General features: G+C 48.7%; 14 protein-coding genes. 12 read left to right on the top strand and 2 right to left on the bottom strand.

Going from position 1 to position 12776, the window contains the following annotated elements; all coding sequences use genetic code 11:
• Positions 1-61: 61 nt before the first annotated feature.
• The 4 genes from ACJJIR_RS13470 (at position 62) to ACJJIR_RS13455 (ending at position 3804) form a co-directional block, all read left to right on the top strand.
• The gene (locus ACJJIR_RS13470; RefSeq protein WP_413665195.1) at positions 62-613 is read left to right on the top strand and encodes a GmrSD restriction endonuclease domain-containing protein; all 552 of its coding nucleotides are present in this window, start codon (positions 62-64) and stop codon (positions 611-613) included.
• 77 nt (positions 614-690) lie between these two features.
• On the top strand, positions 691-1476 hold the full coding sequence (locus ACJJIR_RS13465; protein WP_444905749.1) for a hypothetical protein: 786 nt from the start codon (positions 691-693) through the stop codon (positions 1474-1476).
• Positions 1458-3416, top strand: coding sequence for a DEAD/DEAH box helicase (locus ACJJIR_RS13460; protein WP_444905748.1), 1959 nt, complete (start codon positions 1458-1460; stop codon positions 3414-3416). The genes ACJJIR_RS13465 and ACJJIR_RS13460 overlap by 19 nt, the downstream gene beginning before the upstream one ends.
• Positions 3417-3501: 85 nt before the next feature.
• A complete protein-coding gene (locus tag ACJJIR_RS13455; protein ID WP_444905747.1) occupies positions 3502-3804 on the top strand; it encodes a hypothetical protein in 303 nt (100 codons plus the stop codon).
• 123 nt (positions 3805-3927) lie between these two features.
• Here ACJJIR_RS13455 and ACJJIR_RS13450 read toward each other — a convergent pair whose 3' ends face one another.
• Positions 3928-4242 (bottom strand): DUF6471 domain-containing protein, encoded by a 315-nt coding sequence (locus ACJJIR_RS13450; RefSeq protein WP_108732688.1) that lies wholly within the window; start codon positions 4240-4242, stop codon positions 3928-3930.
• A gap of 148 nt (positions 4243-4390) precedes the next feature.
• On the opposite strand from ACJJIR_RS13450, the gene ACJJIR_RS13445 reads away from it, so the two are divergent.
• The 7 genes from ACJJIR_RS13445 to ACJJIR_RS13415 are packed head-to-tail and all read left to right on the top strand — an operon-like array spanning position 4391 to position 9428.
• On the top strand, positions 4391-4795 hold the full coding sequence (locus ACJJIR_RS13445; RefSeq protein WP_444905746.1) for a DUF2170 family protein: 405 nt from the start codon (positions 4391-4393) through the stop codon (positions 4793-4795).
• On the top strand, positions 4792-5487 hold the full coding sequence (locus tag ACJJIR_RS13440) for a PspA/IM30 family protein (protein ID WP_282933401.1): 696 nt from the start codon (positions 4792-4794) through the stop codon (positions 5485-5487). Before ACJJIR_RS13445 ends, ACJJIR_RS13440 begins: the two co-directional genes overlap by 4 nt.
• Before the next feature lie 4 nt (positions 5488-5491).
• Positions 5492-6562 (top strand): potassium channel family protein, encoded by a 1071-nt coding sequence (locus ACJJIR_RS13435; RefSeq protein ID WP_444905745.1) that lies wholly within the window; start codon positions 5492-5494, stop codon positions 6560-6562.
• On the top strand, positions 6547-7200 hold the full coding sequence (locus ACJJIR_RS13430) for a YjfK family protein (protein WP_413665198.1): 654 nt from the start codon (positions 6547-6549) through the stop codon (positions 7198-7200). The genes ACJJIR_RS13435 and ACJJIR_RS13430 overlap by 16 nt, the downstream gene beginning before the upstream one ends.
• A gap of 14 nt (positions 7201-7214) precedes the next feature.
• Entirely contained in the window at positions 7215-7631 is a 417-nt protein-coding gene (locus ACJJIR_RS13425) for a DUF350 domain-containing protein (RefSeq protein WP_444905744.1), read from the top strand.
• Positions 7632-7643: 12 nt separating this feature from the next.
• Entirely contained in the window at positions 7644-8258 is a 615-nt protein-coding gene (locus ACJJIR_RS13420) for a DUF1190 domain-containing protein (protein ID WP_444905743.1), read from the top strand.
• 3 nt (positions 8259-8261) lie between these two features.
• Positions 8262-9428: a glutathionylspermidine synthase family protein gene (locus ACJJIR_RS13415; protein WP_444905742.1), complete on the top strand. Its 1167-nt coding sequence runs from the start codon at positions 8262-8264 to the stop codon at positions 9426-9428.
• 57 nt (positions 9429-9485) lie between these two features.
• Here ACJJIR_RS13415 and ACJJIR_RS13410 read toward each other — a convergent pair whose 3' ends face one another.
• A complete protein-coding gene (locus ACJJIR_RS13410) occupies positions 9486-10118 on the bottom strand; it encodes an acyloxyacyl hydrolase (RefSeq protein ID WP_444905741.1) in 633 nt (210 codons plus the stop codon).
• 777 nt (positions 10119-10895) lie between these two features.
• Between ACJJIR_RS13410 and ACJJIR_RS13405 the strand changes: the two genes are divergently transcribed.
• Positions 10896-12380 (top strand): lytic polysaccharide monooxygenase, encoded by a 1485-nt coding sequence (locus ACJJIR_RS13405; RefSeq protein WP_444905740.1) that lies wholly within the window; start codon positions 10896-10898, stop codon positions 12378-12380.
• Positions 12381-12776 lie beyond the last annotated feature (396 nt).

Raw genomic sequence — 12776 nt, 5'->3', positions numbered from 1 at the left:
GCATACAATTGGTACACACTTTCTTGTAACCTAGCGCTCTGGTTTGATTGGTAGTTGATGTATGAGCGTTCGGTCAGTTTCTAAGCTTTCTTCCATTGCTGTAGTTTTCTCCTTCAGTTTTTCCGCTTTTGCAGCGTCCTATGATCGGGCGGAGTGGCTGCCCAAGTGGTCTGATTCCGATCGGGATTGCCAGGATACCCGCCATGAGTTGTTAATTCGCTATTCACTATCCCCGGTAACCTATACCCGCTCCAATCACTGCAAAGTAGACACCGGTTTGTGGCTGGATCCCTACACAGGCGGCTTCTTTGTAAAAGCTTCAGATCTTGATGTGGAACATATTGTGCCGCTGAAGTGGGCGCACGATCACGGGGGAGCTGATTGGACGCGCAAGCGAAAGCAGCGGTTTGCTGAGGACATCGAGAATTTATGGCTGGTTGATGACGGTCGTAACCAAAGTAAAGGCCACAAAGGGCCGGACAAGTGGATGCCGCCCTATGGACCGGTCAAGCAAGTTTACCTCAAGCGGTTTATGGCAATCGTAGATAAGTATGATCTTCAGCTGAGTGCGGGCGAGCGCCGCAAATATCAATCGCTAATGGCGGATGGCTGAGGACAAGTAATCTCTGGGGGGTATAACAAGGTTCCGGCATCCGTTAGAATTTTGTTGTCCTCCAGGAGTTATTTGAAATGCAGCACAACCCCAAGAAGTTAATCGAATACTTTCGGCGCTGCTATCAAGCTGACAGTTACGACCTCTCACTCAACAATATTCTAAATCTCAAATCGAATCGGCGTCTGTTCTTAGATGAGCGGGACTATTTGGGGGCTGATGAGTTACCACGTGTACCTGTCTCCGCTACTGCGGGAGCAAAACTGCTGGAACAAGTGGATGCTTACCGAAAGGAGCGGCGGCTGATTTATGGTTGCCTGTTTATTTGTGGTAACTACGCTCTCCAATCTGGACTAAGTGCAAAGCGCAAGCTCTGTGCACCACTACTTTATTTTCCCGCCAAGCTACATTTTGATGAGGATTATTTTGTAGAGATCAACTCTGCAAACATTCACGTTAATCTCCCTGTTTTACGTCAACTGCTTAAACCTGATGTTGAGTCCTCAATAACAGATAGTTTCTCAGTGCTTGCTTCGCCGCTTTCTTCGACACAGCTGGCTGACGTCGGCCGCTGGCTAACCCATTACACTATTTTGGAAAATGTAGAGGAATTGGGGCGCTGGCCTAACTTGAGTGGTAAGGCAGCTGTTGAAAGTGCATCGAAGGGTTCTCAGTTGTCCTTGGTCTCGGCGGGTGCGGTAATTCTTGCGGATAGATCGAGGGGCTCTCGTGGAGTACTGCACGAATTACAACTTTTAGGCAGGGAAAAAAATTATCTCCTCCGTTACAGGCATTACTGGGAGAGCGCCACTGGGAAACTGCACAGAAAGCGTGTGAGCTGGATATGCTGCCGGGTCTGTTGAGTGGGGCTCAGGAGAGGGCACTTGAAAATGCGGCTCGCTTTCGTCTTAGTCTTGTTTCAGGTCCGCCCGGCACGGGAAAGAGTTTTACAATCGCCGCTATGGTTCTCGATCGAGTGCTGCATGGTGAAAGTGTTTTGGTGGTATCGAAAAACCAGCAAGCACTGGATGTGGTGCGGGATAAGTTGCGAGATGAGTACGGGCTGACTCAGGGGTATATACATCGAGAGGAGCGGGGTTTTATCCCCAGCTTAAAAGCTCATCTGGATAGGCTGCTGAAAGAGGGGGTGGAACTTCCAGAGAGAAAGCCTGCCCAGGTGAAGAGGGAACTGAAGAGGGCTTATCGAGCCTTGAGGGGCTTGGAGAAGCGCTTCTCCAAAGAGCTGGGATTGGCGCGCGCTGTTAGTGTAGGTCGGTTTGCTCAGTGGGTAGCACGACATGCCTGGAGCTTCTTTGCAAATCGATTGAGTGTTAAAAGTCTGTGGCAATCACAAGGTGCGATTGATGATTGTCGGCGCAACTTTGAAAGCCTGGCAAGTCAGTATTTGAATACTTATCGCCGCGATACATTGCACAGACTGCTGGAAAAGAATCGAGGTACCCTGAGCCAATTCAATCAAGCCTTGCGATCTCGAACTTCAAAAGTACAGGCGGAGCGCTTTGCCCAAACTGATATGCGGGTGGTAATGCAGGCGTTCCCCATATGGCTGGTGGAGGCAGATGAACTCAATGAAGTGCTGCCGTTATCGCCCGCCATGTTCGATTTGGTAGTCTTTGATGAGGCAACCCAGTGTGATATTGCGAGTTCACTGCCGGCTCTGTTTCGAGCTGAGCGGGCAGTGATTGTCGGTGACAGTAAACAACTGCGGCATGTTTCATTTCTTTCCCGCAAGCGGCAGCAAAGTATCTGGCAGGGAGTGGTAAAAGATGCCGGGGTGCCGCCAAAACTGAGCTATAGGGATCAATCACTTTTGGATTTGGCTTCAGACGTGATTCCCACTCAACAAGCTGTTGTGATGCTGGATGAGCACTTTCGCAGCCATCCAGAGCTGATCGCATTCAGTAACCATGCTTTTTACTCCGGCCGCTTGAAAGTTATGAGGGCCAGGCCCAAACCATTACCAGAGTCGGCGCTAGAATTTTATCAACTTCCAGGGCGCCGGAGAAAAAATGGGAGAAACACTGTAGAGCGCGACTGGGTTATTGCGCAATTGAAAGCGCATTTCGAGCGCTATGCCGATGCTGCAATTCGGCCGTCGGTCGGTGTTTTGTCTCCCTATCGGGATCAGGCCGATTATTTGGAAGGGGAGTTGATTAAGGTCTTCTCCTCTCAGAAGTTACAGAGTTTTTCTGTACGCGTTGCCACGCCCTATGGTTTTCAAGGAGAGGAGCGAGATTTAATGCTTATCTCCATGGCTATTGATAGTCAATCGTTGCGGGCAGCCAGCTACTTAAACCGGGCGGATGTGTTTAATGTTGCAATTACCAGGGCAAAAGAAAAGCAGTTGGTTGCGTTGTCGATTGAGCCCCAAGCTCTCCCTACGGATCATCTCTTGCGTCAATATGTTGAGTTTCCACACTCCGTTGGCAGTCATTTGCAGGGTGATGAAATCGTATGTCGTTTTGCGAGTGAAGTTAGCCATTTATTAACCCAGCACGAAATTCCCCATTGGGTAGGCTTTCCTGTGGCTGGGCAGATTGTAGATGTGGTTTGTGCTGTGAGCGGGCGTTTTATCGGTATTGACCTGATTGGGTATCCCGGCGACTACGAGTCTTACTTTAGTGTAAAGGTCTACAAGGCATTGTATCGGGCGGGCATTCCGGTCTTTCCCCTGCCGTATATTAACTGGCTAAAAGACCGGCAGGGCTGCATCGAGCAGTTATTGACGATCCTTAAGCAGGAAAAAGTGCCTGTATCTGAAGCTGCTATTCCTGACGGTTAGTGCCGCTGCATAGGGCTCAGAGATGAAAGTTACGCCGCAGCTGCTAGTCTTCAAGGAGATTTGAGCAAAATTCCAGAGTAGATCTATGAAATCCTGGTTGCTGATTCTCTCCCTCTCTGTGGTTGCAATTGCCGGAGTGCAAGTTTCTTTGGCTGATCCCCAGCAGGTTCAAGGGGTGCGAAGTCCCAATTTAAGTTTCTGCCAGGCGCGGTTCTATGAGGAAGAGGACGGACGCCTCTACTGTAACTGGGCAGTCAATTTCAGGTATGCCTGCTTTGTTTGGTGGCCAACGAATAAGATTATTCCTGCAGGGGCCAAGCTTTCAGAGCCTGAGGTTGTCGGAAAGTGCGGTAATGGTGAGCCAGTCGTCAAATTGCATCACTACTAACTCACCTGTAAAGAAGCTATGCAGGTGAGTCGTGGATACCCCGGTTTTTCAGCGGGTAAGCTTGATTACTGACGACGGAGTCAAAGTGTGATCGCGTGTACTGGTGTCCAAGGAGATGGCGTGTTAGCTTTTCTCCTGCTCGGCATAGAGTCCTCGATCTTGCAGCTCACGGGCCTGTTTGAGGATTTCAAGCATGGCGCTGTCCTCCACCGACATGGCATCGATGATGGCTGCCAGCAGATCTGCTGAAAACATGCACTTGCTGACTTTGCTGCGCAGGTTTTCCGGTGTCATTGAAATTCCTCTCTCGGCCAGTGCTTGGGCGAGATCTCCGTAACGCATGCCCTTTAGTGCCATTGATGCGCGCACATAGCGAGCAATTGCCTGCTTGTAAGGGGTCAATGCTTGCTGGTTGCTCAGGCTTTGCTTGTGGTCCATGGGCTCTACTCCGTCCTATTCACTATCACCAATGTGGTAAATATTATCTTTGTGTGTATTATTTGCAACATTAGTTTGTAATAAGTTATTGACCGCAGATTTTTTGGTGCTATATTTGTGACCAATATTCCACAGCGAGGGAGTTGAGATGACCTGGAACAATGAGAACCTGCGCCAATTGGCGGAAAACCACTCCGGATGGGTGGTCGAATCTGAGGGGGATTGCCTCAGTATTTCCAACGATGAAGGCGTCGATGCGTTTGTCTATGTTGGCGAGAAGCAGATAGTTGTAGAGAGCATTCTGTTTCCCGTGAGCCAGGTAGATGATGTGGCAGCGCTCAATGAAATGGTTCTGCAAACACATCAGCTGGTGCCCCTGACAGCCATTGCGATCAAGAATATTGGTGGTGAGAACTACTACGTCGCTTTCGGTGCTCTGTCGGTGTCCAGTAAGGACGAAGTTGTTATCGAGGAGGTTGAGACCCTGTTTTCCAATGTGGGTGACTTCCTGGATTTATTTGCCGATCATTTTGAAATGGAGGGTGTAGCATGAGCCTTAAGAGAATTTGGACTGCTTTGAAAGGCGCAGTTAACGAAGGAACAGAAGCAGTAGCGGATAGCCAATCGATTCGTATTCTTGACCAAGAATTACGCGAGGCGAAGGAAGAATTGAAAGCTTGCGATGAAAACCTGACCAAAATCATGGCGAAGCGCAAACTTACTGAGAGTAAGGTCCAAGCGCTGCAAGCCGACGTTGAAACCTATAGCACTCACGCAATCAACGCGAGTGAAAAGGGCGATAACGAACTCGCTCTTGAGTGTGCAGAGCGTGTTACCGAGCTGGAAAGCCAGCTGGAAACTGAGCGCAGCATCCTGGATGGATTCCTGAGTTCAGAGAGCACCCTGAAAGGTAATATTACCCAGGCAAAAACCAATGTGCGCCGTATGGAGCAGCAGATTGACCAGATCAAAGCGACTGAGTCTGTTCAAAAAGCTCAGGTAGCGGTTTCTTCCCGCCACATGGGTGCGAACAGCAAGATCAAAACAGCGCTGGACAGCCTGGATCGCATCAAAAACAAGCAGGAGCAGCGTGCTGCTGAGCTTGAAGCTGCGGAAGAGCTGGCTTCAGAGGAAACCGGTTCCAGCCTGGATGCCAAGCTGAAAGCGGCGGGCATCAAGCCCGGCGGCCAGAAAAGTGGCAGCGATAAGTTGGCTCAACTGTTAGCGGGCCGCGAAAAGGCTTAACACAGTGCTGCTTTATCGAGTGCGACGCCTTCTGGCGTCGCTTTTCATTCGGGCCAATGTAACCACCATTCTCATAGCTGTAGGCAGCTATGTTTTCATCTCCTATTGGCTGCTCAAAATTGCCGGTGAAGCTGATATTGTCGCGGGCGAGAATTTCTTTTACTGGTTGGTCGTTACCGCATCGACAGTAGGTTACGGCGATTTCTCCCCGGTAACCCCTGAGGGTAAAGCCGTGGTTGCCGCTTGGGTGATCCCAGTGGGCCTCAGCCTGTTTGCCATGGTGGTCACAAGAATTGGCTTTGCGGTTTCAGAATTTGTGCATCGCGGCAAGAAGGGCTTGCGTATGACAAACCATATTGATCACACAGTAATTATCGGCTGGAACGGTACCAGAACGCTCCGCTTGATTGAGTTGCTACTCTCCAAAACAAACGGTAGCGCAGCAGAGATTGTCCTCTGTGTTGAAGCCGATATCGAAAATCCGATGCCGGGTAAGATTGATTTTGTCCGGGTTGAATCGTTTTCCCACGGGGAAAGTATGCAGAGGGCAGGTTTGGCCGATGCCGCTCGAATTATTATCGACAACCCTCTGGATGATGTAACTCTTACAACCGCCTTATTCTGCGACAAGCTCAGCCCGAACAGCCATAAAACGGCTTATTTTCAAGATGAAAATGTGGGTGAATTGCTCCGTGCCCACTGTCCCAATATTGAATGTATTCCCTCTGTCGCTGTAGAGATGTTGGCAAAATCCTCGCTTGACCCCGGTTCCGCAAGGTTGCACCGACAGTTGCTCGATAGCACTTACGGCATGACCCAATACAGCGTTGAATATCGGGGTGAGAAGCCTCTTCCTGTCGGTGAATTATTTGACCATTTTAAGCGGGATCTCTCCGCGACCTTAATTGCGATACGTAGAAAGGGAGTGGTTAAAATTGACGTGAACCCGGGGCTTACCGACCAGGTCACCGAGGGCGACATGCTGTATTATATCTCTGCAAAGCGGCTCGATGAAAAAAGCTGTTTCGATATAAAAAGTAATGAAGAAGGTGTTGGTACATGTTTACCAAACTGATAAATAAAATAAAGGGAAAGGACGCTCCAAAGGTCAAGACTCCAGAAATTATGGGCTTGCGAATGGGGGCGAGTTTTGAGCTGGACCCTTTGGCCATTCGTCTGATACTCGATGAACTGACCATTGAATCCTGTTCACCGACCCAGATCATTAAAGCGGCCGGTGTTGTCGAATTAGATGGTACCTGGATTTATCGCTTTTACACTGATGATGATGCCTGGCTGCAAGTGATTGCTGAGGGCGGTCAGCGGGATGAGCATGTTGTCGATGTAAAGTTGTTCCATTTTTACGACACTCTGGATGTCGGTTCGGAGCAGGCTTGGAATAAATTGTTAAAGAGTGATATTGGCGCACCCAGTTATCACCTGCAGGATCGCTCTTATAGCCGTGTATGGACCGCAGCAGGGGATTACCACAACCCAGTGCATATGGCCGAGAAGACTTACGATGAAGATGGTGATTATTCAGTAACGGATCAATTCACCATGCTTTTCGAACGCGAATTGTCCGATCAGCAAACCGAATCCCTTTTTCTCTCAGCTGAAGAGAAAGAAGAGGATGCAGGCTACTTAAGCCGCAGCCTGGTGATTAGCACCGGCATTACTCTGACCCCCTCACAAATAACAATACACGGATAATAAGGAGATATTTAATGGACCAGCCTTATGATTTACTGACTGGTATCTTGCATTTTGCGGCCTACTTTGGCCTGTCGCTGGTACTTTTGATCGTGTTTAAATTTTTATACGCACTGGTGACGCCTCACGATGAGTGGAAGTTGATACGCGAAGATAAGAATACGGCTGCCGCTATTGGTTTTGGTGGTGCTGTTTTGGGTTTTGCAATTGCCGTTGGTGGTGCTGCAAGTAACTCTATTTCTATTGTCGATTTCGCCATCTGGGCCTTGGTTGCATTGATCGCCCAGTTAATTGCTTTTGCCATTATCCGCTTTGGGTTTATGCCGCGTATTGTTGAGCGCATCGAAGATGGAGAGGTGAGTGCCGGTGTTATGTTGGCTGCAACTACAATCGCTGTTGGCGTATTGAATGCGGCTTGCATGAGCTACTAATTGGGGGTGGTAATGAAGCGTACCAAGAATATTAACCTGGCAAGGATGCGCAAGGGCGGTGGCTCCAATTTTTTACTGCGCCCACTTGCCTTAGGTGTAGCGGCTGCCCTGGTCGGTTGCACCTCAGATGAGGAAGTTAAAGTTGTCTCTTCAGTAGATGACTGTGTGGCCAATACCCAGCTGGACGAAGCTCAATGTGAAGCAGCTTATCAGCGCGCGGTTGAGGAAGCGGAGCGCACCGGGCCCAAGTATTCCCGTCTCTCTCAATGTGAGGCTGAGTTCGGTAGCTGCCAAGAGACCAGTAGCGGCGTCTGGATGCCTCTGATGGCGGGCTTTATGGTTGGCTCCATGCTCAATGACAGGGATCGCCACTATAACTATGGCTACTACAACCCGGTCTACCGCTATTCAGGTTCCCGTTACCGCGACAAGCTGATGACAGCTGACGGCGGCATCATTGGCGATTATGGCCGTTCATCTTATAAGGTGGATAAAAGCGCTACGGCGCCTAAGCCTAAAGTTACCAAAACTGTTTCCCGTGGAGGCTTTGGTGCAGTGGCATCGGCCAAATCCAACTGGGGAGGGGGGCGCTCCAGCAGTGGTGGTTCGCGCGGCTGGGGAGGCTGATTTGTGCTGAGGTTGCCGATTGGTGAGCGCCCGCGTTGGCAAGAGCGAGCGCAGGAGTTCGGGTTTCACTTCCATACCATGTATGGCGAACCCTACTGGGATGAAAGCGCCTACTATCAATTCTCCTTGGAGCAGATAGAAAAGCACATTGAAGATCCCACCGAAGAAATTCACCAGATGTGCCTGGATGTCGTTGCCCGTGTGCTTGAGGATGAGGAGTTGCTGAGGCGGTTCTGTATACCCGAGCAGCACTGGGACTTTGTGCGAACATCCTGGCGTAATGGCGACCCCAGTCTCTATTCTCGCCTGGACTTTGCCTATTCCGGACAGGGGCCGGCAAAGCTCTATGAGAACAATGCTGATACTCCCACTTCTCTGTATGAAACCGGCTTCTGGCAGTGGTTGTGGCTGCAGGACAATGTCGATCGCAGGTCTCTGCCGCTACAGTCTGATCAGTTCAATAGCCTGCAGGAAAAGCTGGTTAACCGCTTCCATGATTTACAATTCCTGACCCCGGGGAGGGAGTTGCATTTCGCCTGCTGTAAAGATACGGAAGAGGACCGGGGCACGGTTCAATATTTACAGGATTGTGCCTACGAAGCGGGGATCAATAATCATTTTGTCTTTATCGAAGATATTGGCCGGGATGAAGCGGGTCAGTTTACCGATTTGAATGATCAGGTAATCACCTGGATGTTTAAGCTGTACCCATGGGAATTTATGCTCCGCGAGGAGTTCGGGACCCTGTTGGCAGGAAGCAATGTCCGTTGGTTGGAACCGCCCTGGAAGGCGATTATTTCCAATAAGGCGCTTTTGCCAATGTTGTGGAAGCTTTTTCCAGAGCACCCGAATCTGCTTCCCTCTTTTTTTGAGGATGAGCTGGACAAGGCTGCGGATTTCCCGGAATTAGTTAAGAAGCCAATCTTTTCACGAGAAGGGGCGAATATTTCGGTAGTAAAAGGGGCGGATACCACTTTGCTGTCCGATGGCCCCTATGGGCAAGAAGGGTTTATCTATCAGGCTCTGCATCCTCTCCCCAAATTTGGAAAGAACCATACTCTGGTGGGAAGCTGGCTCGTTGATGACCTGGCAGCGGGGATGTCCATCCGGGAAGATTCAAACCTGATTACCCAGGATATGAGCCGTTATCTGCCACATATCATCCTCTAGGGCCCGCCGATGACTGCAGGCGCTGACATCAAGCCGGCGCCTGCTCAATCCTCTTCTTTAAAAGTTATAGTGCAACCGCAGCTCAAAAAAATTCACTCCGGAATTTTCAGAACAGGTTCCTGCATTTGAGTAGTGCAGTGCGTAAGTTGTGACTCCCCAGCGGCGCTCACTCCCAAAGTCAGAGCCCAATCCAATTCGATCCTCAAACTGGAAATGGCATCCCAGAGTTGTGTGATTTGTGTTTTTACTCACAATATTGGACTCAGTAATGTAACTGGCCCCCACGGAAAACTCGAAGTAGGGAAAGATAGGCTTGTCCCACTGGGGCAGGTACTCAAGTCTCCATACCGGGCTCACTGACATACCGTGAACTAAATCCTCTCCCCTTTTGGAGACGTCGGGATCACCATCGTCCAGGCTGGAGTGCCATTCAAAGTAACTGGTCTCCAGTCGCGTTTTGAGCGTCCATTTCTCAGCAAGGGACCACTGCCAGGGCAGGTCCTTGGATATGGCAAGGCGATATTGGGTGAGCTCATTGCGACGATTGGAAAATCCCGGGCCGGCTCCTACAATTGCAGCCCACCGTTTATCCGGGTTTGTTGCCGTTTCAGCCAAAGACCAGGCTGGAAGCAAAAGAGAAGAACATAACAGACACAGGCCGAGCCTGCGGATAATCAAGTACAACATCATCCCTGATCCTACCTTTCCTACTACGAATGGTGACTACAAGAAAATGATTGGTTAGGGAAACTCAAAATCATCCGGGTTCTTTTCCAGTGTAGACAGAGGTGAGCGAATATAGGTCTTTTATCCCAGTGGTAATTTACTAATGGGAATAATTTACTAGGCTGCAGTTGTATTTGTTGCCAGGAAAACACTTGCAGTGACAGTTTAAAAAAAGCGGTGACAGTGATAGTTCTCTGATTTGAAAAGAGGTTTTTTTCTCAGGATGAAATACGTGTTCGTAGGTTGGGGTAGCTGCCAATTTCCGCCCTGCTGGCAACTTTTGAGGGTAGGTAATATCGAGAGATTTATGGTTTTAAGGCAGTCAGGCTTATCTATTTTGAATTGTAATAGGGGGTTGTTCGTGAGAGAGGGGTGTCATCTATTGATAATTAATGAGTGTGGGAACTTGTATTAAGTTAAAAATCGTCTGGAAATTTCTCATCCTGTTAAAGGTTTGCCTGTTCTCTATTTTAGGGGTCGTTGTAGTTTTTTCGTCCTATTTTTTAATTGATTATTTTTCCTTGAAAAAAAATACCCTTTAATATTATTTTTAAGGGAAAATGGTGCGCTGGTGATCTTCTGAGGTTTGTAAATTTATATCAATAATTGTCAGGAACCGTGCTGTTAAGTAGCGGTCCATAATTCTGTCGCCAACATTACACATCGAATATGTGTATTCAGGATAAGGACCTGGTTCAGCTGGGGAAGGAGGTTGGACGAAATTGAATAACAGGCATAGATATGATTTTACGAAAAACCAAACTAGCATCTGCAATTAAACTACCCGTATTAAATAGCGCCCTGATGGCAATAGCACTGGCCGGTATGAGTTCAAATGCACTTAGCCACGGCTATGTAGAGGCCGCTGATGGTGGTGTTGCATCCGCTCGTGGAACCTTGTGTAAATATGCTCTCGATACGGGAGAGATGAATGTTGACTGCGGTGCTGTTCAATGGGAACCGCAAAGTATAGAAGGGAATGAAGGTTTCCCTGAAAGTGGTCCTGCTGATGGGCAGATAGCCAGTGCAGGAGATAGCTCCTGGTCAGAATTAAATGAGCAATCCTCAGATCGCTGGGTTAAGAATTATATTAGCTCCGGTTGGCAAACTTTTAAATGGCGCTTCACAGCCAATCATGTAACCCGGGACTGGAAATATTACATTACCAAAGAAGGTTGGAATCCAAATGCGGTTTTGACCCGCGATCAATTTGATTTAGATCCATTCTGTGAGGTTGATGGCAACTATGAGCAGCCTGCGGTAAATACGACACATGAGTGTCAGGTGCCAGAACGTGAAGGCTACCACGTAATTCTTGCAGTTTGGGATGTGGGTGATACGGTTAATGCCTTCTATAATGTTATCGATGTCGAGTTTGATGGTGATAATGTTGTCAATACTGACTGGAGTGTTGCAGGCACTATTAATCCAACTCAAGATTTGAATGTGGGCGATAAAGTTTATACTCGTGTATTTGATAGCTCCGGTGAAAACTCCTCATATTCTACTGTCCTGGAAATTGCTTCAGATGAGCAGGGTATCGCTGAAAACTGGTCTCACGATCTGGCTGAGCTGATTAACCAGGAACAGAGCAGCATCCGCGCCGGTGATTACGATGGAAGCAGTAGTTTTGAGCCTCTATATGGCATCAACAGTATCTACTTGTTAGAAGGTAGCAGTTTAGAGAGTGTTGAAATTGGATACGAGCTTATCCAAGATCAGGATGATGACTCTACCGATGACGACAATAATTCCGGTGACGATAATTCGGATAATAGTGGAGACAATGGCGACTCTGGAAATTCCGGCAATTCCGGCAATTCCAGCTGCGAAGCGTTTGTTCAGCAGTATGGCGGTGATCCAGGCTACTCGATTGGCGACGTAGTTGTTTATGACAATGTTGCTTATGAATCTACACATGAGCCAAACTGGTGGTCGCCGAGTGCTGCACCGCAATTCTGGAATGAAACTACCTGCGATGGCTCCGATAGTGGTTCAGACGATAGCTCTGATAACGGCTCCGATGACAGCTCTGATAGCAATGGTGGAGATGATAGCTCTGCGGTTTCCTGTCCTGAGTTCCAGCAGCCCTACGCCGGTGATAGTGCTTACCAAGTTGGAGATCGGGTAACTTTCAGTGGTCAGGTCTACATTTCAACCTACGGGCCAAACTGGTGGTCCCCATCGGCCGCACCTCAGTATTGGGAAGAGAGTTCCTGCCAATGATGAGTACACTCTGCCTCCTATCTTTTGGTAGTTGATTGAGCTCAGTCCGACCAAAGGGCGCAGCTCCCTTAGGTCGGACGCATTTGTTAAGCTATCAGGTGTGTTGCTCTTTGTGATACACCAATCTTACTTCCCGCCAGTATTTATTCCTTTAACTTTCCTGTTGATACATTCAAATGTGAAGGGCTTCTGAATACAGCGCAAAGCGTCACCTGACAATGACTTCCTGAATCTTACTGTCAACTCTGTAACTCTAGAAGGGAATTGCTTTCCCCTCTGGGTCAATATTGTCCAGAACAGTGATCAATTCCTAGCTGCCTCTTTGCGGTATCATTCGATCCAGATACGCAAAGTCCACCCTATTGAACAACTTCCTATAGTCAGATATCGCGCTAT

Source organism: Microbulbifer maximicatervae (SeqCode), assembly GCF_052467385.1.
The sequence above is the reverse complement of the archived record's forward strand: the minus strand, read 5'-3'. Positions and strand labels throughout refer to the sequence as shown.